A 25,817-nucleotide genomic window follows, 5' to 3' on the forward strand; every position below is an offset into this window, starting at 1 on the left:
ACAAACGTGACCTGTCAGCTGTCGCCACACGGCGTCGCACAGGGCGTCGGCGAGCTCGGGGTCACGGTCTTGCGGCGCGCCGGCGAGCAGGGTCTGGATCGCTCCGACCCCGCCGCCGGATGAGCTCGACGGCAACGCTGTTCGCTGCTCGAGGCCATCCGGTGGCTGCGACGCGGGATGGGCCTCTGCCCCGCCGCGTCGGCCGGACACCGGCGGGCCGCGCTCGAATTTCCGCTTGTCGGTGCACGGTCGGTCGCGGCTGGCTGTGGACGAGGGGTGCAGGTGCCCAACCAGCGAGGCGCCCAGAAGGCGGGTGCGCGGAAACGACGGTCGCCGAACGCGCGCTAAGCGACACGAGCGCGTGTCGGTCAGGTGGCGACCATCGCTGGAACTCTGGCCGGATCGCAAATCTGAGTCTCGCCGGTGGGACGAGAGTGGTCGGCTATTGCCTGGTTTCAGGCTGGAGTGGCTGCCCGGCGGGGAAGAGAATCGGGCTGAGCAGGTAGGGCGCTCGGCCGGGCGTGGGTTTGTTGGCGACCAAGTCGCGCATGACCTCGAGCATCTTCTGGGTCATCTCGGCGAGTTCATCGGGGCTGAGCCAGAGGGTGCCCTGCCGGTAGGACACCCCGTCGGCGGCCGGGTCGGCCCCGTCGCGATCGAGGTAGGCGTTGAACTCGGCGATCAGGACGGCCATGGCGGCGGCGAACCCGCGGCGGTGGTCCTCCAGCGTCATCGCGGCGGCCTCGCCAGTGCCGATCACCGGCCGGTCCTGGCGCAGCCGGTACCGGCGCTCCACGGCTCCTCGGACCCGCTGCTCGCCGGCTACCTCGAGAAAACCTCCCTCGACGAGCAGGGCGGCCTGCCGGTACACGGTCACCCTCGATACGTCGGGCATGCGGGCGCACAGCTGCGTGGTGGTGAACTCCCGTCCACTGGCCAGGGCGTGCACGATGCGCAGCCGAACGGGGTGCAGGAGCAGGTCGACGGCGTTCACGCCCGACACTATTTCATATGAGATACCATTATCGAAGTTGAAATCGATCGGTGAGGAGGAGCCGTGCGCGACGTCCCAGGGCAGCAGGTGTCCGTGAACGGCCGAGCCGTCTTCGTCGAGCAGTCCGGCCACGGGCAGGACTGGGTGGTCTTCGAGGCAGGCGGAGGCTGCGGCCGGACCTGCTGGGACCCGGTGCTGCCACCGCTGGCCGACACGGCGCGGTTGGTGGCCTACGACCGCGCCGGGCGCGCGCTCAGCGGCCGCACCACCGAGCGGCTGAGCGTCGACGATTTGGCCGCCGACCTGGTCGCGATGACCGAGGCCGTCGTGCCGGGCGAGTTCGTGCTCGTCGCGCACAGCATGGGCGGGCTGGTCGCCCGCCGCGCCGCTGAGCGCCTGGGATCTCGGCTGCGCGGGCTGCTGCTGATCGACGCCCTGCCGGAGACCTCCCCGGTGTACGACACCTGGGACCAGACCACCAAGAAGATCGACCGCATGCTCGCCGTGACGCAGTCGCTCAGCCGTTTCCGTCCCCTCGCGCGGCTGTTCAGCGGCAACGTCCGACGCTTGTTCGCCGCCGACACCTACCAGGCCATGCTCGCCGAGGACTTCACCCCCGCCGGGATCTCCCAGACCCGCGCGGAGATGCAGGCAGTGGCCGCCGCCATCCCGCGGTTCCGCACCCAGCCGCCCCAACTCCCGAAGTGCCCGACGATCGTGCTGTCCGCGGCCCGCGCCGCCAAAGGGCGGGAGCGCCAGAACGCCGCCATCCGCGAGCACCAGCGCCGGTACGCCGACAGCCTGCCCCACGGGCGCCACGAGGAGGTCGACTCGGGGCACTTCATCCAGGCCGAGCAACCACAACTCGTCGTCACGCGAATCCGGCAACTCCTCCAGGCCACCACCTGACCGCAGCCCTCCCTACTCCACCCGGAGACGCACGTCACCGGACGCGTCAAGGACGCATCAAGAGGCCGGGGCCGGATGTCAAGGAGCCGTCAGCCGGGCTCAAGACCTGCCAAGGCGAGCGCACGCTCGGGGTGATCGGCCGCCGACGGGGCGGCCGGAGCCCGAGAAGGGAGCACCGCGCATGGCCGACCTGGCCTATGCCGTGCTGCTGATCGGTGCCTTCGCGCTTCTCGCGTACTTGTTGCGCGGTTTGGAGAAGCTGTGAGTGGCGCCGAAGAAGTGCTTGCAGCTTCGAGCATCGACACCGGTGTGCCGGCCAACGTCCTGGGTGGCGTGCTGGCCTTGGTGTTGTTGGTCTACCTGGTGGTCGCGTTGATCCGCCCGGAGAAGTTCTGATGGCCGGGTTGCTGCAGGTCCTCCTGCTCCTCGCTGCGCTCGCCGTGTGCTGGAAGCCGCTGGGCGACCACATGGCGCGCGTCTACACCACGCCGAAGCACTCGCGTTTCGAGAAGGCGGTCTACCGCGCCGTGCGGGTCGACCCGGATGCCGAGCAGCGCTGGCCGGTGTACGCCGCCGGCGTGGTCGGGTTCTCGTTCGTCTCGATCGTGCTGCTGTACCTCCTGCAGCGCCTGCAACCGTTGCTGCCGTGGAACTTCGGGCGCACGGTGAACCCGAGTGTCGCGTTCAACACGGCGATCAGCTTCGTGACCAACACGAACTGGCAGTCGTACGTGCCCGAGACGACCATGGGCCACTTCGTGCAGATGGCCGGGCTCACGGTGCAGAACTTCGTGTCCGCCGCGGTCGGGATGGCGGTCGCCATCGCGTTGATCCGCGGGTTCATCCGCTCGAAGACCGACCGGCTCGGCAACTTCTGGGTCGACCTGGTGCGCGGCAGCGTGCGGATCCTGCTGCCGATCGCGTTCGTGTTCGCGATCGTGCTGACCGCGCTCGGCGTGGTGATGAGCCTCAAGTCGGGCGTCGCGGTGACCAACCCGGACGGCTCGCACGGCACCATCGCGCTCGCGCCCGCGGCGAGCCAGGAGGCCATCAAGGAACTCGGCACCAACGGCGGTGGCATCTTCAACGCCAACTCCGCGCACCCGTTCGAGAACCCCAACGCCTGGTCGAACCTGATCGAGATCTTCCTGCTGCTGGTGATCCCCGTGTCGCTCACGCGCACGTTCGGCGTGATGGTGGGCAACAAGAAGCAGGGCGGCGTGCTGCTCGGCGTCATGGGCGTGCTGTGGGGCGGGATGCTCGCCGTCATCTGGTGGGCCGAAGCCCACCCGAACGGCCCACTCGCGAAGCTCGCCGGCGCTGCCATGGAAGGCAAGGAGGTCCGGTTCGGCATCCCCGGGAGCGCGTTGTTCGCCGACTCCACGACCGGCACGTCCACCGGCGCGGTCAACGCGATGCACGACAGCTTCTCCGGCCTCGGCGGCGGGGGCGCGATCCTGAACATGCTGTTCGGGGAGATGACGCCCGGCGGTGCCGGCACCGGCATCTACTCGATCCTGGTGATGGCGATCATCGCCATGTTCCTCGCCGGGCTGATGGTCGGCCGCACGCCCGAGTACCTGGGCAAGAAGCTGGGCAAGCGCGAGGTGACGTGTGCGTCCATCGCAATCCTCGCGATGCCGCTGCTCGTGCTGCTCGGCACCGGCGCGGCCCTGCTGCTGCCGGGCACCGGCGCGGCCCTGAACAACCCCGGCGCGCACGGGTTCTCCGAGGTCCTCTACGCGTACACGTCGGCGAGCAACAACAACGGCAGCGCGTTCGCGGGCCTCACCGTCACCAACGGCTGGTTCCAGTCCACTTTGGGCCTGTGCATGCTCTTCGGCAGGCTGGTGCCGATCCTCGCGGTGCTCTGCCTCGCGGGTTCGCTTGCCTCGCAACGGAAGGTGCCGGAAACGGTGGGCACGCTGCCGACCACGGGACCGCTCTTCGCCACCATGCTCACCGGCACGATCCTGCTCGTCGCGGCCCTGACCTTCGTCCCCGCGCTCGCGCTCGGTCCCATCACGGAGGCCCTGGCATGACCGTCACCACCGAGAAACCCCAGGACGCCGCACCCGGCCACGGCCATCACGCCGGCCGCGTGTCGGCCGGGGTGTTCAACCCGAGGCAACTGGCCGAGGCGCTGCCCGATGCGTTGCGCAAGCTCAGCCCACGCCACCAGCTCGCCAACCCGGTCATGTTCGTGGTCTGGGCCGGGTCGCTGCTGTCCACTGTGTTCGCCGTCAGCCGGCCCGGCGTCTTCACGGTCGGCACCACGCTCTGGCTGTGGTTCACCGTCGTGTTCGCGAACCTGGCCGAAGCGGTCGCCGAGGGCCGAGGCAAGGCGCAAGCGGAAACGTTGCGCCGCACCAAGAAGGAGACGATCGCGCGTCGGCTCACCGAGGACGGTTCGCACGAGCGGGTCCCGGGTGTCGACCTGCGGGTCGGCGACCTCGTGGTGGTCGAGGCGGGCGAGATCATCCCCGGCGACGGCGACGTCGTCGAGGGCATCGCCACGGTGGACGAGTCGGCCATCACGGGCGAGTCGGCGCCGGTGATCCGCGAGTCCGGCGGCGACCGGTCCGCGGTCACGGGCGGCACCACGGTGCTCTCCGACCGGATCGTCGTGAAGATCACCACCAAGCCCGGCGAGTCCTTCGTGGACCGCATGATCGCCTTGGTGGAAGGCGCCTCGCGGCAGAAGACGCCCAACGAGGTCGCGCTCACGATCCTGCTCGCGGTGCTGACGATCATCTTCCTGCTCGCGGTCGTCGCGCTGCAGCCGATGGCCGCCTACGCGGGCACGCTGCAGCCGGTGGTCGTGCTGACGGCGTTGCTGGTATGCCTGATCCCGACGACGATCGGCGCGCTGCTCTCGGCGATCGGTATCGCCGGGATGGACCGGCTGGTGCAGCGCAACGTGCTCGCCACCTCGGGCCGTGCGGTCGAGGCCGCGGGCGACGTGGACACGTTGCTGCTGGACAAGACCGGCACCATCACCTTCGGCAACCGCCAAGCCACCGAGTTCATCCCGGTCGGCGACGCCACGCTGGCGGAACTGGCGCGGGCGGCTCGCCTGTCCAGCCTCGCCGACGGCACCCCGGAGGGCCGCTCGATCGTCGAGCTGTGCGTCCGCGACCACGGCCTGGCCGCGGAACCGAGCGAGCAGGAGCGGCTCGCCGAGTTCGTGCCGTTCGCGGCGCAGACCCGGATGAGCGGCATCGACCTCGGTGGCCGCCAGGTCCGCAAGGGCGCGACGGACGCGGTCCGCGCCTGGGTGGTCGAGCACGGCGGCACGGTGCCCGATGACGTGCGGGAGATCGCCGACCGCATCGGCGCGAACGGCGGGACCCCGCTGCTGTGCGCCGATCAGGACCGGGTCTACGGCGTGATCCAGCTGTCCGATGTGGTCAAGCCGCGGATGCGCGAGCGGTTCGGCGAGCTGCGGGCGATGGGCATCAAGACCATCATGATCACCGGTGACAACCCGTTGACCGCCAAGGCGATCGCGGCGCAGGCCGGCGTGGACGACTTCCTGGCCGAGGCCAAGCCCGAGGACAAGATGGCCCTGATCCGCAAGGAGCAGGAGGGCGGCCGGCTGGTCGCGATGACCGGTGACGGCACCAACGACGCGCCCGCGCTCGCGCAGGCCGACGTCGGCGTCGCGATGAACACCGGGACCATGGCGGCCAAGGAGGCCGGCAACATGGTCGACCTCGACTCCGACCCGACGAAGCTGATCGAGGTCGTGGCGATCGGCAAGCAGTTGCTGATCACCCGGGGTGCGCTGACCACCTTCAGCATCGCCAACGACCTCGCGAAGTACTTCGCGATCCTGCCGGCGATGTTCGCGGGCATCTACCCGCAACTGGGCAAGCTCAACATCATGGGCCTGCACTCGCCGTCGTCGGCGATCCTGTCCGCGGTGATCTTCAACGCGTTGATCATCGTGGCGCTGATCCCGCTGGCCCTGCGCGGCGTTCGCTACCGGCCCGCCAGCGCCCAGTCGCTGCTGCGCCGCAACCTGCTGGTCTACGGGCTCGGCGGCATCGTCACGCCGTTCGCCGGGATCTGGTTGATCGACCTGCTCGTCCGGCTGATCCCGGGGATGTGAGGGGTGATGAAGACTCTGCTTGCCCAGACCGCCGCCGGCCTGCGTGTGCTGGTGGTGCTGACGGTGTTGCTCGGTGTGGTGTACCCACTCGGTGTGTGGCTCGTGGACCGGTTGCCCGGCCTGCAAGCCAACGCCGAAGGGTCACTCGTTTCGGTGAACGGCACCACCGTCGGCTCCGACCTGATGGGGATCGACCCGAAGGCCGCCAACCCTGGGCACGACCCGTGGTTCCACACCCGCCCGTCGGCGGTCAACGGCGACCCGTCCACCTCCGGCGCGTCGAACAAGGCGGCGGACAACCCCGACTACATCAAGGTGATGCAGCAACGCAAGACCACGATCGCGGCACGCGAGGGCGTCGACCCCGCGCAGGTGCCACCGGACGCGGTGACCGCGTCCGCGTCGGGCCTCGACGCGGACATCAGCCCGGCCTACGCGGCCTTGCAGGCGCCACGCGTGGCCAGGGCGAACGGTCTGCCGCTGGCGCGGGTACTGGCGCTGGTCGAGGCGAACACGACGGGCCGTGGCCTGGGGTTCGTCGGGGAACCGCGGGTCGACGTGCTGATGCTCAACCTCGCGGTGCGGGCCGCCGGGCCGGGCGCACACTGACGTGGTGGAGAACAGCGACCGAGCCCGGCGCGGCGAGCTGAGGATCTACCTCGGCGCCGCGCCGGGGGTCGGCAAGACGTTCGCGATGCTCGGCGAGGCGCGCCGGCGCCTGGACCGGGGCACCGACGTGGTCGTGGGCCTGGTCGAGACGCACGGCCGGGCCAGGACCGCAGAGCTCCTGGCGGGGCTGGAGATCGTGCCGCGCACGCGTCGCGAGCACCGCGGGCACGTCTTCGAGGAGATGGACGTCGACGCGATCCTCGCCCGCAAACCCGAGGTGGCGGTCGTCGACGAACTCGCGCACACCAACGTGGCGGGCTCGCGCAACGCCAAGCGCTGGCAGGACATCGAGGAACTGCTCGCCGCGGGGATCGACGTGCTGTCCACGGTGAACGTGCAGCACTTGGAGAGCCTCAACGACGTCGTGCAGCGGATCACCGGCGTGCCGCAGCAGGAGACCGTGCCCGACCAGGTGGTCCGGCGCGCCGAGCAGATCGAGCTCGTCGACCTCACCCCGGAGGCCCTGCGGCGCCGGCTCGCGCACGGCAACGTCTACCCGGCCGACCGCATCGACGCCGCGCTCGGCAACTACTTCCGGCCCGGCAACCTCACCGCGTTGCGCGAGCTGGCCCTGCTCTGGGTCGCCGACCAGGTGGACGTCGCGTTGCAACGCTACCGCGCCGAGCAGCACATCACCGAGACCTGGGAGACCCGCGAACGCGTGGTCGTGGCGATCACCGGCGGCACGGAGAGCGAGACGCTGATCCGCCGCGGCAGCCGCATCGCCACCCGGGCCGCCGCCGAGCTGATGGTGCTGCACATCCTGCGCGGGGACGGGCTGTCCAGCGTCCCGGCGGGCGCGGTGGTGCGCTACCGCACGCTCGCCGAGGACCTCGGCGCCACCTTCCACACCGTGGTCGGCGACGACGTGCCGCAGGCGCTGCTGGACTTCGCCCGCGGCGTGAACGCGACCCAGCTGGTGATCGGGACATCGCGCCGCTCGCGGCTCGCGCGCGTGTTCGACGAGGGCATCGGCGCGTCCGTGGTGCGCCAGTCAGGGGCGATCGACGTCCACACGGTCACGCACTCCGAGTCCGGCGGACGGCTTGGGACGCGCCTGACCCGCAACCCGCTCACACGGTCCCGCCTGATCGCCGGCTGGGTGCTGTCCGTGGTGATCCCGGCGCTGGCGACGGTGCTCGGGCAGCTGCTGCGCCACGAGCTGGTCCTGTCCACGAACGTGGTGTTCTACTTCCTCGGCACGGTGCTGGTCGCGTTGGTCGGCGGCCTCGGACCCGCGCTGCTCGCGGCCGTGCTTTCCGCGCTGTTGCTGAACTTCTTCTTCACCGATCCGCTCTACACGCTCACCATCCACGCGCAGCAGAACGTCGTGACGCTGGTCGCCATGGTGGTGGTCGCGGTGATGGTCGCGCTGGTCGTGGACCGCGCGGCCCGGCGGGCCGAGCAAGCGGCCGTCGCGCGCACCGAGGCGTCGCTGCTGGCGTCCTACGCGCGCACGGTGCTCACCCACCCGCAGCCGGTCAAGCGGTTGCTGGAGAAGGTCGCGGAGAACTTCGGGCTGGAATCCGTTGCCTTGCTGGAGAAGCGGGCCGGGGACTGGGTGCGGGTCGCGTGCGTCGGCCCGTCACCGTGCGACGAACCGGACGAGGCCGACGTGGACGTGGCCGTGACCGCCGACGTGCACCTGGCCCTGCGCGGGCGCGCGTTGCCCGCGAGCGACCGCCGGGTGCTGGAGGCAGCCGCGGGTCAGGCGCTACTCGCGTTGCGCCAGCAGCGCATGGCCGACGAGACCGCGCACGCGCAGCGCCAGGCGCAGGCCACCGAGCTGCGCACCGCCCTGCTGTCGGCGGTCGGGCACGACCTGCGCACGCCGTTGACGTCGATCAAGGCGGCGGTCGGCAGCCTGCGTGCGCCGGACCTCGAACTGTCCGATGAGGACACCACCGAGCTGCTGGCCACGGTCGAGGAGTCGGCCGACCGGCTGACCGGCCTGGTCGACAACCTGCTCGACTCGACCCGGCTCGCGACCGGAGCCGTGCGGCCACTGCTGCGCGCGGTGACCTACGACGAAGTCGTGGCCCGCGCACTGTCCGGTGTGGACGGCCTGGCCGGGGTCCAGGTCGAGGTGGACGAACGGCTGCCGGCCGTGGTCGCCGACCCGGGCCTGCTCGAGCGCGTGGTGGCCAACGTGGTGGACAACGCCGTGCGCCACAGCGGATCCCGGGTGGTGGTGCGCGCGAGCGCCCACGCCGCGCACGTCGAGCTGCGCGTCGTCGACCACGGCGTCGGCCTGCCCAAAGGGACCGCGGAGGCGGCGTTCGCGCCCTTCCAACGCCTCGGCGACCGGGATGCGACACCGGGCGTCGGCCTCGGCTTGTCCGTGGCGAAGGGCTTCACCGACGCGATGGGCGGCACGATCCGCGCGGAGGACACGCCGGGCGGCGGGCTGACGGTCGTGATCTCCTTGCCCGCGGGGGCGGTGGAAGGGGTGCTGCGGTGAAGCCGGGACCGAAGGTGCTCGTGGTCGACGACGAGCCGCAGATCGTGCGCGCGCTGCGGATCAACCTCACCGCCCGCGGCTACCAGGTGCTCACCGCCCACGACGGCGCCGAGGCGTTGCGTGCCGCCGCCGACGGCAAGCCCGACGTCGTCGTGCTCGACCTGGGCCTGCCCGACCTCGACGGCAACGACGTGATCGCCGGCCTGCGCGGCTGGACCGACGTGCCCATCATCGTGCTGTCCGCCCGTCAGGACTCCACCGACAAGGTCCGTGCCCTCGACGCCGGTGCCGACGACTACGTGACCAAACCGTTCGGCATGGACGAACTGCTCGCCCGCCTGCGGGCCGCCGTGCGACGGGCGACGGTGTCCAGCCCCGGTGACGCAGAGGCCGTGGTGGCGACGGCGTCGTTCACCGTCGACCTCGCCGCCAAAAAAGTGATCAAGGACGGCAAGGAGGTCCACCTCACCCCGACCGAGTGGGGCATGCTGGAGATCCTGGTCCGCAACCGGGGCAAGCTGATCGCGCAGAAGCAGCTCCTGCAGGACGTCTGGGGCCCGCAGTACCGCGACGAATCGCACTACCTGCGCGTCTACATGGCGCAGCTGCGGCGCAAGCTCGAACCGCAGCCATCCCGGCCCCGCCACTTGGTGACCGAGCCGGGAATGGGCTACCGCTTCGAGGCCTGATCACCGTTGGCGATCGGTTCGTCGGGTGGTCAGCCGTGCCCGGATTCGTCGTTGAGGGATTCCTGGTAGATGTCGGCGTGGGTTGGCGAGTCCTTCACGAGGTCATCGGCGAACGCGGCGACGTCGTCGCCGATGAGCTCCAGGACTCCGTTGCCCTTCGCAGCGCCCTGTTCGAAGAAGTCCACGATCCCCCACGTGGTCCGTCGCGCAGACGAGTGGCGGATCCGGTCAGCTCCACCATGGCGAGGACGGGCCGGGAAGCTGCAACACCGATGACCGCGCCACAGGACGACGACATCACCTGAAACCTCGACTCGCGCGGTGTGTCGTCGCTTGGTTCGACTCCGATCGTGGCGTGCTCAGCTGCACCCGGCGGTACCGGCCGACTGTGCGTATTGGTCGCTACGCTGCCTTGCCCAGAAAGGTGAGCCAGGTGTGCTCATCGCAGTCGGTGTGGCGGTACTCCCACTCGACGGCCAGGCCCGCGGCGGCCAGGTGGACGACGAACTCGTCGCGTTGCCAGCCGAGACGCGGTTCCACATGAGCGCGCCGACGCGGCGCCCTCGCGTGCGATGTCGAAGGCGACGGGGATGATGATCTCGGTCTTGTAGAGGTCGGCGATGTCGTAGACGAATGACCGTCGGTGTCCGGTGTGGACGAACCGAGGCCCGGTGCGCAGCCCAGTGCGACGATGACGGCGCGAATGACTCCGTAGAGGCTGGTGTTGGCCGCGGAGAGGGCTTCCCCACCCCGGAGGGGCATCAGAGGCTCCGGATCCTGCCGGTCCAGGAGGGCCCATCGCCAGAATATCGCCAGTTGATCTCGTATCGACGAAAACAGCCTGCCTCTGAGATCCAGAGACAGGCCGTCTGACCAGCATATATAACTGGTGGGCGATACTGGGATTGAACCAGTGACCCCTACCGTGTCAAAGTCGCTAAATCGATGCGCTGACCTGCAGTTTCTCAAGAGCTGCAGGTCAGCGCATCTCGTTGCGGAGCAAACCGGCCCGTTGCGACCCGTTTCGCCGAGTTCCCGTCGCCAGAATTTCGCCACTTGATCTTGCATCAAGCAGGCCAACCGATTCCGCTCGCTGACGCCATCACCGCTTGATCGAATGAATGATGCCGTGGTAATGGAGCTCGAAAGGTCAACCAGCAACCACGGCGCCGCCGTCCGACAGCGGATCCGCCTCAGCACGCATCAGCGACAAGAGCAAAAGCAGACCTCCCAACTTCCCCACAGGCGCCTATCCACGTTGTCGACATCGACCACGGCCCATACGTCCTCAGACTCAGCTGTGACCAAAAGCGCCATCCCGCCCAGCTGTGACGGTCAGCGTCCTCGCCCATTTTGATAGTGCCGGAACTTAACCTCCAGCAACTATTGCAACGACGAGCGTACAGCGTAAAATCGGACATCTCCGCCTCGCGGTCACCACCTGGATCGATAAGACAGCCCGCGGAAGGCGACTGCCGAGCTCCTGGAGCAAGCAGCCACATCGCATTAGTTGTCGCACAGGACATCGACCAGCTTTAGTGTGTGGATCAACTTGCCTCCTGCTCACGCCGTAACCTGTGGGTTGGGCGGCTGAGTCGCGTTAGCGGTCCCGCTCGAGATTGCCTCATTTCTCGTCAGCAAAGCGTCATTGGTGAGCTGCGCACGAGACCTAACGACTACTCGTATGTGTAAGCCGGCCGCTACTTCGACCTCGTCATCCGCCTGGCGTTCTTTCAGCGCGAGCCGTACCAAGGCATACACGAGGACCCGAGTCACGACGAAGGCGACGACCGCAGGCCACCCGATAGCCGCCCAAGTACTGGGATTCCACATGCCGAGCACCACCAACAGTGGCGACCTCCGGAGTCGATCACCGTGTCGTTGGGTGGCTGTTAGATCCACTCGGCCTGACACACCGGTCGTTCCCCGACTCGCTCCGGTCGAGCTGGGGCCTAAACACCCTGCGCACGCACCAACCGGGCAGCATCGCCAAGATCCCGGAGGCGACACATCAGGAGGCGACCGTTGACCGGCAGCAGCCGGGGCTGCACACCGCGCTATCGCGAGCCTGCATCAGGCTAACACCCCTCCCTGTCCTGGTCGAGACGCCGTCACGGGGTAGAGCCGCGGCCTTGGGCGGCGGGACGCTACTCGATGAGCAGTCCTCAGAGGCATCGCCTGCGCAAGATCCGGGCGGGCGGGTGGGCGACTGGATCACGTTCGGGGTCATCGGCCGACCACCTCAGCCGCATCGACCTCACCGTCGTCACCGCAGCCGCGGCTTCAGATCACGACTCCCAAAGCACACGGAGGTGGACCGCCAGCGCTGGCGCCCACGCTCGGCGCAGACAAGTCGCACAGAATGGCCGAGCTGGCAGATGTGAGAATGATCCTGTGGTAGACACTTCGCGAGAACGACTGGACGTCATCGAGCGCCTATCTCCTGCTAGGCGCGGCCGGGAACTCGAACAGTTCGTCGCCGACCTGCTGCGCCAGCACCATTTCACGGTGAGGCCCAACGCCGGAACGGCACGTCCACGCCAGACCGACGTCCTTGCATCACGCGGATCTGAATGGTACTTGGTTGAGTGCAAGTGGCGGAGCGACAAAGCCAACATCGACGACGTCGACAGTGTCAGATCACGACTGAACCGAATAGATCATTCGGTCGTCGGCGTATTGATCAGCATGCCAGGATTTACTGGAACGGTCTTGCATGATGTCGGGCATCACCGAAAGCAACCTATTCTGCTGATCTCCAGAGATGAGCTTGTGCGTCTAGCCCAGGGCATGGAGTCGTTGCCGCGACTGCTGTGGCGCAAGAAGGAAGCATTGGTAGCGGACGGCACCGTGCTGCTCGACGAGCCCACCCGAAAGGGAGGACGTGCACGGCGCCGCATGGTGCTCCCTCCTGCTGAGAGTCAATTCATCAGCGTCGATGGGACCCAGAGCCCTGTGGTCCAGTGCGGAGGAACGTTCGGCCAGGTTGTATTCGTCCAGCAGCTTGAAAACATCGACTGGGTACCGGCGGCTGGCCTTGGCGTCACCTTGGACGTCGCACCCTCAGTGTTGAATGAACGAGAGCTGCGCGATCTTGTCGATCACCTGGCCGATCTCGGGTGGGCGACGGCCGATGCACGTTGGAACATTCAGCAGTCGACAAGAAACTGGCATGGTGTGGGCTGTGCCGCCTTCGCCAACGAGTTGCCAAAGTGGCGACAGCGAGCGGACATCCCGGAGGCTCACCACAGCGAAGAGATTTGTTATGTCGACCGTTGCGACGGCGGGTTCTATTCACTAACGGCCACACTCGCAGCTCACGGCAGTCGCAGCAGTTTATTCGCACGTGTGTCGTTCCAGCTTCAAGGCATACCCCTTGACAACGGCCCACTTCTGGAGCTGTGCAAGTCTATCGGTGTCCATGAGAGCCTTTACTTCCGACCGCGGGCGAACGAATCAGTGAAACGGCACCATTTCGCCGATGCGCAGGTCGCCAATGTGCAGCCGATCCACCATTTCGTCACGACGTCGAGAGAGCCAGAAGATCCTGTTCAAGAATGGGTCACCGGCATCGTTATCATCAACCCATTCCACGAGAAGCATGGCGACTCGCCAACGAAACACCTCCCTGATGGCGCTACGTCACTCCGACACCGCGAACAGCTCGTATGCGATCTACGTCACCACCACCCATACCTGGGCAGACACGAATACAGCTACCGCTTCACAGGATTCGAACTCGCACACACCTCAGACGCCACGGTGTGCCGGCCCATCGTGGACTGGACCCGGAACAAGACCACGCCCCACGATGCTGATACAGCAGCAGACCGTTTCTGAATCAGTCGTGGACACCGACGCAAGGTGCAAACAGGTATCCGTTCGCAGCCGAGCATCTGAACAAGCCCTGCTACCGCTCCCCAACCCGGGTCAGGCACTGCGTTTCTACCCCGAACCCGCCGTGCAGGCTCGAACCATGGAACCGACATGGGTCGAGGTCAACGGTGACCGCGCTCGCCAGAAGCTGTGCTCGCCTATGACAAGAACTGGCCCAGCAGCGGTGAACTAATATCTTTTCTGCCGCGCCGAATGGGTTGCCGAGAACTTCTCGGTGTCTTCGCCGGATCGAGACGCTGTTCGCCGGCAACACTGCAATTGCTGGTACCCGGGCCTAGGCTGATGTCCGCGATGCCTTCCAGCCTTAAGCTGTGGTGTGTTCTTGGGTTTCGTAGGGAGATGCTCGCTACCGGTAACAGGTTCCCGGCGGCCGTCGATGTCAAGGCACCACCGCGCGTGCACCTGGGGAGCAAAGCGATGTCCACCACTTCCGAGCATGAAGGTCAGGCACCAGCCGAGCCGGCCCAGCGAGTCAACCAACCGACCGACAGCGCTGGAGGCGGCGGTGGCGGTGGCGGCGACGACCAACAGCCGGCCGGTACCGGTGCCGCTCCCCGACCAGCCGCCGAGACCCGGGGCGGTGACGGCGTGCTGTCCTGGTTCAAGGAGTCCGCCACGCTGTTGATAGCGCTCGCCGTTGTCGCCGTGACCGGCTGGCTGCTGATCGATCACTACCTTGCGATTCAGCAGTTCCAAGTGGACGCCGCATTGATTGGCAACCACGCTCTCTACGCCGCCAAACAACAGGCGTACCAACAGTTCCTGAGCGACCAGCAGAACGTGGTGAACATTGCCATCGGCATTCTCGGGGTCGTCCTCGGCTACTACTTCGGCCGGGTTCCCGCCGAGCTGCGCGCGAAGAAGGCCGAAGACGTCGCCCAGTCCACCGCCGACGCGGCGGCCGGCGCGGTCGACGAGTCGAAGGCAGCCGGAGCCAAGCTCGCCGACGTGAAGGCAACACTTGGCGCGATCAGTGGCCGTCCGGGCGGCGCCGGACTGCTTGGCGCCGGCCAAGACCGAGCGAAGATCGAGATCGACGCGTTGCTGCGCAGGCTCGGGTAGCGATCGTGAAGGTCAAGCTCGCGGGTGAGACCAGGCTGCGATCCGGCAACCTCGGTGACCTGGCCCTGCGTATCAGGTGGAGCGACAAGCTCCGAGCGTTGCCACTCACCACCGGCTGGCATGCACTCGACCTCGGGATGGGCGGTGGCATCCCCCGCCGCACCATTGTCGCCGTGGGCGGTACCGACGACGAACAGTTGCGGGACTTTGTCTACGCCCTGGTGGGCCACCGCCAGGCGCAGGCGAGACCGGTCGCCGTCGTCGACATGACCGCCGACTTCACCGCCAGGAAGACCAGCGGCACCCCAGTCGACTACCGGAATCTGACCGTGGTGCGCACGGACAAGGTGGACGAGGCGATCGAGGCAGCGCAGCGGCTGATCGACGACGACGCCCTTGACTTCGTGCTGTTACACGCGCCCGACCTTGACGAGACCATCCGCGCGACACACGATCCGTGGATCGATCAGCTGCTGCGGACGATGGGCGACGCCGTGCGGCACTCACGCACGGCCGGCATGGTCAACCTCGGCCGCGCGGTGCCGTCGCAGGAGCCACTCACCTCGGACTCGATGCTGGTGCGCATGACGCGGTCCGGGAAGGTAACCGTGAAGGCGCCCGGCCACGACCTCATCCCGCTCGATCTGGCGACCACGACGGACGCACGACCGGCCAAGGCGGCTGACCTGGTCACCGGCGGCCTGATGACCAACCTCGTCGAGCTAGCGGGCGGCACTTTCCGCTTCGGCGGTGTCAAGGTACGCGGCCGGCAGGCATTCGAGTTCGCGCTCGACAACGACAAGGACGCCGCCCTGTCACTTGAAGGTCAGCTGACGCAACAGGTCCGCCAGCTGTGGCTCGAAGCCCCTGAGGCCGTCGGGGCGCCGGATGAACCCGGCGACGAGGTTTCGCCGGCGGCGCGACCCGGGTTCAAAGTCAACACCTGGTTCGTCGCCGACCGCACGCCGCTGCTGCCGCTGGTGCTCAACCAGCCCTACGAGCTGAACCTGCGGATCGGTATTCCGGAGTTGCATGAGGGCGGGTGGTCTCAGGAGCTGAAGACCATGCCCGAGTTTCACGACGACGGCACCGTGACACTAGTCGCGACCGTCTATGGCAAGGACTTCGCAGTGGCCGAGCGGACGAAGACGTTCACACTGCACCGCGACCGCGGCTCAGACCTGGTCACGTTCGCCGTCCAGCCACGCAGGGCCGGCTGGTCGGCTCTCCAGATCGCAATCAGTACGGCAACCGAACTCGAGCTACTGCACGAACTGGAGCTGCGAGTGCCAACGGCCACGGCCGAGCAGGCAGAGCACGCGGAGGCGGTGTAATGACTCAGCCCGAGATCGAGCACGAAGTCCGGTTCGACGCCACCGCCGGCTTCCGGTTCACCGAGACGCTGCGCGCGTCGAACCGACCACGGGACCTGAACCTGATCATCGAACCGGATGGCAGCACCCACCGGCTGAAGGTGCAAACCCTGGACCCTGAGCTGCGTGCGGCGTTCGGCGACAAGATCGAGTGCGTGCTGCCGCTGACCGTCGAGCAGCTGTGGGGGCACGTCCAAGAATGCCGGGACACCTGGCACACCACCGTGATCGATCACCAGTCCACCTCCGGCGAGCTCGTCTTCCAGCGGTACTGGGACATGGTCAAGGCCCCGCAGCACCTCACTGCGGTACTGCGCCCGATCGCCGAAGCCGGATCGAAACTCTTCCTCGCGATCTTCCAACCCGATATTGACGACGGGTCGCAGGACGTGTCCGTGCGCAAGCACATCTTCACTGTGCTGCGTGAGCACACCGTAGATCGTCCATTATGGATCCGCTGCACCTCGTCAAGGTTCTTCGCGCCGTGGAACCTGATCTACTGCCGCAAGGTCACCGATGACCCCATCGACCCCACCGGTTTCTGGGGCTACCAGCACGTAGTGGAACACATCCCCCGAGACGGCTCGGTGCTCGCCCACGACCTGCAGCAACCCGGCGACGAGCCGCTGCGACTCGGCATCAACATCGACCCAGGCCTCGACCAGTGGCTTGAACCGTTGGGCGTGGAGTGCCTGCGCCCGGTGCTCGAACAATTCGAGTCCTACCACGGGGTGAACCCGCAGCGGAGGGAGTACAAAGCGGAACTTGCGGAAGCGTTCAAAGCAGGCATCGACGACCACGTGCTGTACTTCTGCTGCCACGCCGAGCAGGAAGGCGACCAGGCGGTGATCGTCGGCAAGCCTGGCAGGCTTCGCCTCGGCGACACAAACGACGACGGCTGGATCCTCCCGTCGGACATCACGCTGTGGACCGACGGCACCGACATGGCACGCAAACCCGTCGTCTTCCTCAACGCGTGCGCCGGCGGGCAGTTCAACTCCGTGTTCTACCAGGGGTTTGGCGACCGGTTCCTGGCTAAGGGCGCGTGCTCGGTGATCGGGCCGCAGACCGACCTACCCGCGGTGTTCGGAGGAGCATTCGCACGCCAGTTCTTCGCTCGATTCTTCGCAGGCAGCCAGGACAACAAGGTCGGCACAGTTCTCGCCGAGCTGCGCCGCACCTTCTTCGACCAGTACAAGAACCCCCTCGGCATGCTCTACTCGCTCTACCGCGGCGCAGACATGTTCCTGGATCGAGCCGTCAACTAACGAGTCGGTCAACCGTCCTGCCAGTGAGGAATTGTCAACCTGCGGACCTACGTATCACGCTGCTTGAGCCTCGCCGCCTGACAACGGTATGGCGGGTCTCAGAGCCGTTCAGCGTCCACTATGGAGCGACCCGCCGGTTGAGGTACGCAGCTCGGGCGGCGAGCATCTGGTAGTCACAGCGGTCGGCGATGACACTCGCCGCCTGGGCAGCCGTTCCGGCTTCCTGTCGGTGGCCGAGGGCGTGGTGTGCTTCGGCCAGCAGCAGGAGAATTGTGCACTCGGGGTAGGGCACGACGCAGCCGCGGCAACGGTCCAAGGCCTCGCCGAGCAGTGGTAGTGCCTGGGAAGCCTCGCCTTGCGCTAGCAGGATCTCGGCGACCACGCCCAACGCCTCGGCTTCGCGGCTGCGCCAGCCGAGGGTGCGGGTGACCGCCACCGCCTCGTGGGCCATCGCCTCGGCTCTCGAGCCCGCGCCGGTGTGCTGGCACGCCCGGGCCAGCAGGATCAGCAGGCGCGACCGCACGTCGTCGTTGGTGACGGCCAGGTTGTCGTCCTCCATGGCCGCCAGCCGCTCGCGGACCTGCGGCCACCGCTCGGCCAGGCTGTCCACCCGCGCGACGGCGACGGCCAGTTCACGGACTTCGTCCCGGTCTGCCGCCACGGCCATGTGCTCGCGGGCGACGGCCGACAACTCCTCCGCGGCCGCGAGGTCTCCGTGCTGACATTCCAGCTCGATGAGGTTCGACAGGTGTGGGCGTCGTTCGTCCGTCGACGGTTTCTGCATCGACGCCACCTCGTGCATCGCCGAGCGCGAACGGGAAAGGTCCCCTCGCAGCAGCCACACGCGGGCGAGATTGCCGGTGTCGGCGATCACGACCTGGGTCATCCCCGCCTCCGCTGCCAGCGCGATCCCCCGCTGCAACGCTCGCTCCGCCCGTTCCAGTGAGTGATTGGTCGCGTAGGTGACCGCCAGCAGGCGGTTCATGCCCGTTGCCGCGCTCATGTCACCCGCGCGCACCGCGACGTCGAACGCCACCGTCAGCGCGGATTCGAAGCGCGACGTGTCGGCGATCGTGTAGGTCGCGTGCCAACCGCGCTCCAGCAACGCCCAGCCGAGGTCGTGTTGCTCGTTGGCGATCAGGTCTTGGGCGACCGCCACGATCATGTCGGCGTGCCCGGTCGTCCAGGTCGTGGCCGGACGCCTGGACGTGGCGCAGTCCTGCAGCAGCGGACGGCGCAACGGGATGTTGCGTCGCATCGAGGCCAGGGCGGCCTCCGCCGTCCGCGCGAGCGCCAGGGCCAGACGCCGCCGGCCTGCCGTGATGTCGGCGGCAGACTCCTCCTCCTGCAAGCGTTCCGTCGCGAACATGAGCACTAGGTCGTGGATCCGGTATCGGTCGGTGCCGACCCGTTCCAGCAGGTGCGCGGCCAGGAGTGCGTCCAGCGCCTGGGCGGCGGCGCGGCCGGGCAGGTCGGTGAGGGCCTCGGCCACGGCGGCGTCGACCGTCGGCACCCGGCACAGCGGAATCCGCCGCATCAGCGTGGACGCCGCGGGTGGCAACGTCCGATAGGACCAGTTGAGCGCGGCCCGGACGCTGAAGTCCGACGATGGCTCGTTGAGGTTGAGCGCGTCGAGCCGCTCGTCACCGCCGAGTTCCTCGGCGAAGCCGCGCACTTCGGCGGCCGACGCCGTGGCCAGCCGTTCCCGCACGATCCGCAACGCCAGGGGCAGGCCGTCGCAGTGCTCGACGATGCGGGTCGCGGTGACAGTATGGAGCACCTCGGGGCCGATGCCCGCCGACAGCAGCTCCCGTCCGGCGTCGGGGTCGAGGCGGGTGAGGCGCAGCCGGACCGCACCGTCCGCGGCCACCAGCGACCGGAGCGCGTCCCTGCTGGTCACGACCGTCACCAGAGGTGGACCACCGGGCAGCAGCGACCGCACCTGCGCCGAGTCGCGGGCGTTGTCGAGCACCAGCAGCATGCGCCGTCCCGCCATCGCGCTGCGCAGCATCGCGGCCCTGGCGGTGAGGTCCGCGGGCAGGTGCGCGGTGCCGACGCCCAACGCGCGCAACAGGTGCTCGATCACCTCGTCCGGCGTCGACGGCTGTCCGGGCCCGTAGCCCCGCAGGTCCGCCCACAGCTGGCCATCCGGGAACCGGTTGACGTTGTCATGCGCCCAGCGCAGCACCAGTGCCGTCTTGCCGACTCCCCCGGCACCGCACACGGCGACCACCGGGGATTCGTCGTGGGCCATGCCGAGCAGTCGGCGCAACCGCTCGAGCTCAGGGCCGCGGCCGACGAGCTGGGTCGGGCGGGCCGGCAACTCCCTCGGGGTTATCAGCGGCTGGCCCGGCAATGCCGCGGACGCTCTCAGAACATCGCTGTGCGCGGCCCGCAACTCCGGGCCGGGGTCGATCCCGAGTTCCTCGCGCAGGCGTCTGCTCACGGCGTCGAACACCGCCAACGCCTCTGCTTGCTGCCCCGACGCCGCCAGCAGCCGCATGAGGGCCGCGTGCAACGACTCGTGCAGCAACTCCGTGCCCAGCATCCGCTGCACCTCCGTGGCCGCGGCCGCCTGCTCGCCGGCGGCGGTGGCGGCAGCGGCGTAGCGCAGGGCGACGTCCACTCGCTTGCGGCGCATCGCCACCACGGACGGGTGGGTTTGCGCTCGCTCGCCAAGGTCGGTCAGGACGTCGTCGCGCCACAGCGCCAGAGCCGCGCGGCAGGCGGCCGCCCCGTCGGCAGACGCACCCCGCGCGACGGCTTCCTGGGCGGCCAGTGCGAAGGCGTCGAAGCGAGCCACGTCGATGTCGGTGTGGTCGACGTCCAGGCGGTACCCGCCTCTGCCACCAGTGATCACCAGACCGGGCACACGCCTGCGCAACCGCGCGACGTAGGTCTGCACCAGGTTGACCGCGCTGGAAGGTGGGCGATCGCCCCACAACAGCTCGACGAGCGAGTGCTTGCTCACCAATTGCCTCGGCTGCAGTGCGAGGAAGCCCAGCACCGTTCGCTGCATCGTCGACTCGATCGGCACCACGCGTCCCGAGACCCGGACGGTCAGAATGCCGAGTACGTCGATCCGCACGCCGGCCGGACCGGGCCCGGGAACAAGCACCGGCAACCGCAGAACTTCCGCCAGCCGGTCGCGAGTTGCCGGTCGAGGACGGCGAACCCGACCTTTCTCGATGTCGCGCACGGCCCGCTCGCTGATGCCGCACAGAACGGCCAGATCGCGTTGGCCCAGTCCCAGTTCCGTTCGGCGTAACCGGACTTGTCTGGCGTATTCCCCACGGTCGTCGGCCATTACACCCCCGGGAGGCACAGGACCGTCGAGCGTACATGCGGGCGGTGCGGATTCACTAGCGAACCGGCAGTTCAGCTGTACTCACGACGTCCAGTGAGCCGTCACGGCGCTTTCGTAGGGTCGTCCTGCCACCAAAATCCCCCGATCGGACGCACGTCGAGGGGCGCGCCTTGATCGAGTGGGAAACGAGGATCACCGGTGGGACGACAGCGACGGAAGAGGACAGAAATGCTCAAAAGCGTATTCGCGATCAGCGCGGCAACTCTCGCCGCGGCAGGGGTTCTGACCGGGGGTTCGATCGCGTCGGCAGCACCCGCGGCGGCAGCCGTTTCCTGCCCGCACAACGGCGGCGACTCACTGCACTTCACCGGCAAGTACGTGCAGCGGAGCACAACGCTGAACGGCCTCACCATCAAGCTGATGGACGGCTACAACCCTGCCGACGGCAAGCAGTACGCGTGGACCTACGTGCAGAACGCGTCGGCCAACGACCAGGCGTGGGTGGCCTACTCCACCAACAGCGGCTCCAGCTACATCCAGTGCGGCCGGGTGTACGTGACCAGCGCCGGCGCCTTCTACACCGACGCGTTCCAGACGTCGTCGTCCAGCTCGGTAGCCATGAAGGGCTGCGCCGAGGACGTCTCCGCGAACACCTCGAAATGCACGACGAAGTGGTGACCGGCTGAACCGCGGTGCCTTCGCACGGGTACTGCACCGCCGGAGACCCGCGCGAAGGCGCCGTCGCCGAAACCCGGACGCGCACACGGCCTTGCTCACGAAGAGGCACCGTCAAAAATCGCCGACGTCGGGGAGATCTGTCGTGTTCCGCTCGCGGCAACAAATCAGCACTGCACGGGATGCCCACCAGCGCGGGATACGATGCTCGACGGCACCGCGCGACCAGCTTCACTTGCCACTGACAGAGTGCGGTCGCAAACAGTCCGCAGCGTCGCATCGCGTCAGTGGACTCGGGTGGGTTCGCCCGCAGCCTCAGATGGCCGCCGCGCTCCTGCACCACACTCCCACAATGCCCTCATCGTCCGGTCCGCGGACGCCGAACGCGCCGACAAGATCAACCCCGCCGTGGTCGAGACCACGGCCGAAGTAGGCCTCGCTCTCTCCCCCGTTACCTTCTACATGGCTCTCGATCAAGAGCTGTGGTCGCCAGGTCGGGTATGACGTCGGTGTGTCCCCTCGGCTTGGATGTCGGCAAGAGTGAGCACCACGCGGTCGGTCTGGACCCAGTCGGCAAGCGGCTGCACGATGGGCCGTTGCCCAACAGCGAGCCGAAGCTGCGGGCGCTGTTCGACAAGCTCGCCGTCCACGGGACGTTGCTGGTGGTGGTCGATCAACCAGCGACGATCGGGGCGTTGCCGGTCGCGGTCGCCCGCGCCGCTGGCCACCAGGTCGCTTACCTGCCCGGCCTGGCTATGCGCCGCATCGCCGATCTCTACCTTGGCCGCGCCAAGACCGACGCGCGGGACGCCTTCATCATCGCCGACGCCGCACGCTCGCTGCCGCACACGCTGCGTCCGGTCGACGTCGGCGACCACGCCCTGGCTGAGTTGGACATGCTGGTCGGGTTCGATGACGACCTGGCCGGCGAGGCCACCCGGATCGGCAACCGCATCCGCGGTCTGCTCACCGGCCTCCACCCAGCCCTCGAACGAGCCATTGGTCCACGAGTGACCCACCCCGCGGCGCTGGAGATCCTGTCCCGCTGCGGCGGGCCAGCCAGAATCCGCAAGGCAGGCCGCCGCAAACTGACCTCGATCGCCGCCGCCCGTGCGCCCCGCATGGGTGACAAGCCCGTGGCCGCGATCCTGGCCGCGCTGGACGAACAGACCGTCACCGTCCCCGGCACGACGGCAGCGGATACCGTCCCTCCACGGCTGGCGGATAGCTTGAAAACCCTTCTCCAGCAACGGAAACAAGAACCTACATTCCATGCGATTACCGCACGTAAGCGCTGCGCGCGCTCCTGAATCCGAAAATTCCGCGACCTTGGACAACCTCCTCAGTATCATCTACGGGATGTCCAGTACGGCGTTCGAAAGTCTGCAGTTCGATCTTTCTCCCGAGCGGATCACCGCGCTCGCAGCAATGACAGACGAGGCCGCGGCAGGTGCCACGGCCGGCTGGCACGAGATCTCGGGAGCACTACAGGCTGACCGAGAGGCCGCAGACGTCGACGCCATCGCGACAGCGTTCGACTACCGGATGTCCGAGGCCGGAGAGGACGCCGAATCAGTGTTCGCCTCGGCATGGACCATCGGCGGGAAAACGTATCCAGCGCCACCCAGCGCACTGCCGACGTCGGTCGCCGACCTCTGGGAAAAGGTCTCGGAACGTGCCTCATCATCTCCGGTTCGCGCGCGCTTGCACGACCTCCTCTTCACGCTCCGCCGACAGCCTAGGCACATCCACGCCGAACCTGCCTGCGTCGCGTACCAGGAGCTGAGCAAGCAAGATTGGATCCCGCTTTACCGCGCGCTCGCGCTGGTTCGCACACTCGACATCGCCCGTCAGATGGGACGCGACGACCTGGCCCAGAGCGCGGTCGAACAGATGATCACCGACGCCCGCGAGTACATCAAGGACGCTGAGTGGCATCCTGGCGTCTCGATGAGGTTGGTCGATCGACTGGTCGCCGAGAAGAAGCCTCCCGATGAAGTCGACGACCTCCTCGCGGCCGCACGTGCTCGCTACGCCGCAGACCCCCACATCGAGGTCGAAGTGGCGACCCTGCAGCGGCGCCGCGCCAAGGGCGACACAGCCGAACTCGAGCGCATCGATCGGGAGATCGCCGCCATCTGGCTCGCGGCCGCCGAGAACTCCTCAGGCATACAGAAGGTCGGACACCTCACCCCAGCCATCGAGTACGCCCGCAACCACGGTCACAACGACATGGCCGATCAAGCAACCAGAACACTCCAAAGCATCGAGAGCGACGAACTGGAGATGCAGAGCTTCCGCAGCACAATCGACGTGCCGAGGGAGAAGATCGACCAGTGGATAGACCGCTTCGCCGACCATGACTGGCGCACCGGCCTGCTGCACTTCTCACGTGGAGACGGCGGCCACCCACCCAGCGGGCACATCGACAACAACCGAGCCCAGGTCGACGTCCTTCGACAGGAAGCACCGCTGTTGTCGATGACCACCCGGGTCATGCTCGGCGGCGACGGGCTCCCCCGCTGGCAGCCGCAGAACGACGACGACAGGGAGTTGCAGCAGCTCGCCTTCGTCGAGTCCTTCACCATGAGGGTGTGCGCGCCACTGTTCGATCAGGCGCTTCTGGCGATCGGAGCAAGGCACAACCCCAGCCGAGAGGAGCTCGAAGGCTTGTTCGCTGAGCGACCTGCCGTCACGCCTGACATCGCCCGCGTGCTGGCCGACTCACTCTTGCGCTTCTGGTCCGGAGATCACGAAGCCTGCGCCTACCTCCTGGCACCGAAGATCGAGACGATGTTACGCAACTTGGCCCGAGGACTCGATGAGGCGGTCTACCAAACCCAGCGCAGCAACACGCCCGGGAAATACGTCGGCGTCGGTGTTCTCCTGCGAATCCTTGGCAAGCGAGGCTTAGATGAGTCCTGGGGCCGCTACCTCGCGATGCTCCTGTCCAGCCCAATGGGGTTCAACATCCGAAACGAACTGGCTCACGGCTTCTTCGAAGACATCCCGCGCCCCTTAGTCGCGCTGCTCATTCAGGCCGCCCTCTACGTCACGACCCTGCACCCGGGCGCCGCCTGAGCCCGAGGGGACCGTAAGAGCAGGCGCCGTAGGCCCGGCGCGCGGCCTCCGCGCCACCCTACCGGTGAGCCAGGCCTGGTCGCTGTACGGCATTCCGTATGTCGTGCAGCTATGGATCTTGCAACGAGATGATCTGACGACGGCGTGAGGTTCTCGTAACTCTCGGAGCCCCCGGACGCAATCGAGGCGAGCAAGCGGCGGCGCAGCTCGAGCAGGGACGCCTGGTGCTCCTTGCCGCACGACGTTTCGTGCTGGCCGCAGCAAGCCGCCAACTCGTCGTTCGGCAGTGGAGGCGGGCGCGCTTCGTCATTACAGAAGCCTTGCGGTACAACGGAACTAGTGCGGTGCGCTCGCTGCGTCCCTTGCGCGGGTGCAGCGACTATCCCGGGACCGGCTCGACCATACGCGCGCGCGTCAGCCGACTGTCGCACTCCAAAGCTCACGAGGGTTGAGCTTCACTGCTCCGCCGACGTCGATCTCGTATCCGATCACCGATTCTCTCCCGTGCCCCCAACGATTGTTGTCGAGGAGGAGCAGGTCGCCGGACCTGAGCGTGACCCGCGTCGCGACCTGTGCCGCTGCTTCGGACAGGCGCTTCAACGCGGACGTGGCCGGGTGGCGTGCCGCGGTCGACCGCAGGTGGTCCAGCAGACCGCTCTTGATCCGTATGCCGACGTCGTCCGCGTCCGCGGCGTTCGTGAGCCGGTAGGCGATCGACCGGTGGATTCCATCCGGAAATGGCACATCGGTGAACAGATTGCGTACCGCGGCGGCCCCGGCTGGGTCGGACCGCATGAGCTGGACGGCGTCACTCCACCGTACGACGAGTGTTTCTCCGTTGTAGCCTTCCGGGCGGTCCTGCCAGCCCGAACTGACCATCAACATGCTGAAGAACGGTGGCCGAGGCCAGCGCAGCGATTGGGACGAGTGGGGTTCGAGAGGTCCGGCCATCGCGTGTATCTCGCCCCTTTCTGCCGCCTGGGGCTCGTATCTAACGCGCCAGATGGCCGGGTGGTCGGGGTGGGTCCCGGCGTCGTCTCCATAGTAGGGCAGAGGGTCGCCGAATGCGGCAAGAAATCCGACGAAGGCATGAGCCGTTGAGGGGAAATGAGCGATTCGAACCAGTCCGGAATTCGCCAGCTCTGATTTTGCTGCCGTAACGAAGGTGGAATCGAATTCGCCGCTCGGGGCGATGAGGGGCGTCGAAATGCTGGTGGCCATCGGAGCTCTTCACCTTTCGGAGTAGTTGACGTGTGCGACGGTCGCACCTTTCCTGGACCAGGCGTGGACGAGTTCCAGGTCGTGTCGTCGTATGGCG

Annotated in this window: 18 protein-coding genes and 2 pseudogenes; 14 read left to right on the top strand and 6 right to left on the bottom strand. The window is 67.5% G+C overall.

The features are described 5' to 3' along the window. Positions 1–442: 442 nt before the first annotated feature. On the bottom strand, positions 443–994 hold the full coding sequence (locus EV186_RS11735; RefSeq protein ID WP_133849264.1) for a helix-turn-helix domain-containing protein: 552 nt from the start codon (positions 992–994) through the stop codon (positions 443–445). Between the two features lie 63 nt (positions 995–1,057). Here EV186_RS11735 and EV186_RS11740 point away from each other — a divergent pair, with 63 nt between their 5' ends. From EV186_RS11740 to EV186_RS11770, 7 genes are all read left to right on the top strand, one after another. Next, positions 1,058–1,903: an alpha/beta fold hydrolase gene (locus tag EV186_RS11740; protein WP_133849265.1), complete on the top strand. Its 846-nt coding sequence runs from the start codon at positions 1,058–1,060 to the stop codon at positions 1,901–1,903. Between the two features lie 297 nt (positions 1,904–2,200). Beyond that, positions 2,201–2,299, top strand: coding sequence for a K(+)-transporting ATPase subunit F (gene kdpF / locus EV186_RS11745; RefSeq protein ID WP_133850200.1), 99 nt, complete (start codon positions 2,201–2,203; stop codon positions 2,297–2,299). After that, positions 2,299–3,945 carry a potassium-transporting ATPase subunit KdpA gene (gene kdpA, locus EV186_RS11750; RefSeq protein WP_133849266.1) on the top strand — a complete coding sequence of 549 codons (1,647 nt, stop codon included), beginning with the start codon at positions 2,299–2,301 and terminating at the stop codon, positions 3,943–3,945. The genes kdpF and kdpA overlap by 1 nt, the downstream gene beginning before the upstream one ends. Continuing rightward, entirely contained in the window at positions 3,942–6,017 is a 2,076-nt protein-coding gene (gene kdpB / locus EV186_RS11755) for a potassium-transporting ATPase subunit KdpB (protein WP_133849267.1), read from the top strand. The genes kdpA and kdpB overlap by 4 nt, the downstream gene beginning before the upstream one ends. Before the next feature lie 6 nt (positions 6,018–6,023). After that, positions 6,024–6,626: a potassium-transporting ATPase subunit C gene (locus EV186_RS11760; protein ID WP_133849268.1), complete on the top strand. Its 603-nt coding sequence runs from the start codon at positions 6,024–6,026 to the stop codon at positions 6,624–6,626. A gap of 1 nt (position 6,627) precedes the next feature. After that, positions 6,628–9,147, top strand: coding sequence for a sensor histidine kinase (locus EV186_RS11765; RefSeq protein ID WP_133849269.1), 2,520 nt, complete (start codon positions 6,628–6,630; stop codon positions 9,145–9,147). Further along, complete coding sequence (locus EV186_RS11770) at positions 9,144–9,836, top strand: response regulator (RefSeq protein WP_133849270.1); 693 nt, start codon at positions 9,144–9,146, stop codon at positions 9,834–9,836. The genes EV186_RS11765 and EV186_RS11770 overlap by 4 nt, the downstream gene beginning before the upstream one ends. A 29-nt stretch (positions 9,837–9,865) precedes the next feature. On the opposite strand, the gene EV186_RS39890 is transcribed toward EV186_RS11770, so the two are convergent. Together EV186_RS39890 and EV186_RS38855 are read right to left on the bottom strand one after the other, a co-directional pair. Beyond that, positions 9,866–10,021, bottom strand: a complete 156-nt coding sequence (locus EV186_RS39890) for a DUF1048 domain-containing protein (RefSeq protein WP_243753978.1) — start codon at positions 10,019–10,021, stop codon at positions 9,866–9,868. 217 nt (positions 10,022–10,238) lie between these two features. Beyond that, positions 10,239–10,376 carry a hypothetical protein gene (locus EV186_RS38855; RefSeq protein WP_166659089.1) on the bottom strand — a complete coding sequence of 46 codons (138 nt, stop codon included), beginning with the start codon at positions 10,374–10,376 and terminating at the stop codon, positions 10,239–10,241. Positions 10,377–12,230: 1,854 nt separating this feature from the next. On the opposite strand from EV186_RS38855, the gene EV186_RS11785 reads away from it, so the two are divergent. The 4 genes from EV186_RS11785 to EV186_RS11800 all read left to right on the top strand — a co-directional run bounded on the left by EV186_RS11785 (position 12,231) and on the right by EV186_RS11800 (position 17,436). After that, positions 12,231–13,676, top strand: a complete 1,446-nt coding sequence (locus EV186_RS11785; RefSeq protein ID WP_166659130.1) for a restriction endonuclease — start codon at positions 12,231–12,233, stop codon at positions 13,674–13,676. Between the two features lie 474 nt (positions 13,677–14,150). Further along, a complete protein-coding gene (locus EV186_RS11790) occupies positions 14,151–14,795 on the top strand; it encodes a hypothetical protein (RefSeq protein ID WP_133849273.1) in 645 nt (214 codons plus the stop codon). A gap of 5 nt (positions 14,796–14,800) precedes the next feature. After that, the gene (locus EV186_RS11795; protein ID WP_133849274.1) at positions 14,801–16,129 is read left to right on the top strand and encodes a hypothetical protein; all 1,329 of its coding nucleotides are present in this window, start codon (positions 14,801–14,803) and stop codon (positions 16,127–16,129) included. Continuing rightward, complete coding sequence (locus EV186_RS11800) at positions 16,129–17,436, top strand: hypothetical protein (protein ID WP_133849275.1); 1,308 nt, start codon at positions 16,129–16,131, stop codon at positions 17,434–17,436. The genes EV186_RS11795 and EV186_RS11800 overlap by 1 nt, the downstream gene beginning before the upstream one ends. 118 nt (positions 17,437–17,554) lie before the next feature. Here the strand turns inward: EV186_RS11800 and EV186_RS11805 are convergent, their stop codons facing one another. Together EV186_RS11805 and EV186_RS40765 are read right to left on the bottom strand one after the other, a co-directional pair. Beyond that, positions 17,555–20,524: an AfsR/SARP family transcriptional regulator gene (locus EV186_RS11805; protein ID WP_243753979.1), complete on the bottom strand. Its 2,970-nt coding sequence runs from the start codon at positions 20,522–20,524 to the stop codon at positions 17,555–17,557. A 42-nt stretch (positions 20,525–20,566) separates the two neighbouring features. After that, a pseudogene (locus tag EV186_RS40765) lies at positions 20,567–20,743 on the bottom strand (helix-turn-helix domain-containing protein); the annotation flags it as partial. Between the two features lie 228 nt (positions 20,744–20,971). Between EV186_RS40765 and EV186_RS11810 the strand changes: the two are divergent. The 3 genes and pseudogenes from EV186_RS11810 (at position 20,972) to EV186_RS11820 (ending at position 24,499) form a co-directional block, all read left to right on the top strand. After that, positions 20,972–21,421: a hypothetical protein gene (locus tag EV186_RS11810; RefSeq protein WP_133849277.1), complete on the top strand. Its 450-nt coding sequence runs from the start codon at positions 20,972–20,974 to the stop codon at positions 21,419–21,421. Between the two features lie 497 nt (positions 21,422–21,918). Beyond that, positions 21,919–22,674: pseudogene (locus tag EV186_RS11815) on the top strand (IS110 family transposase); the annotation flags it as partial. Between the two features lie 103 nt (positions 22,675–22,777). Then, positions 22,778–24,499 carry a DUF4209 domain-containing protein gene (locus EV186_RS11820; protein ID WP_166659131.1) on the top strand — a complete coding sequence of 574 codons (1,722 nt, stop codon included), beginning with the start codon at positions 22,778–22,780 and terminating at the stop codon, positions 24,497–24,499. Between the two features lie 414 nt (positions 24,500–24,913). Here the strand turns inward: EV186_RS11820 and EV186_RS11825 are convergent, their stop codons facing one another. After that, complete coding sequence (locus EV186_RS11825; RefSeq protein WP_133849279.1) at positions 24,914–25,720, bottom strand: Fe(II)-2OG oxygenase family protein; 807 nt, start codon at positions 25,718–25,720, stop codon at positions 24,914–24,916. Between the last annotated feature and the right edge of the window lie 97 nt (positions 25,721–25,817).

It is taken from the genome of Labedaea rhizosphaerae (assembly GCF_004362825.1).
In the GTDB taxonomy this organism is placed as follows: domain Bacteria; phylum Actinomycetota; class Actinomycetes; order Mycobacteriales; family Pseudonocardiaceae; genus Labedaea; species Labedaea rhizosphaerae.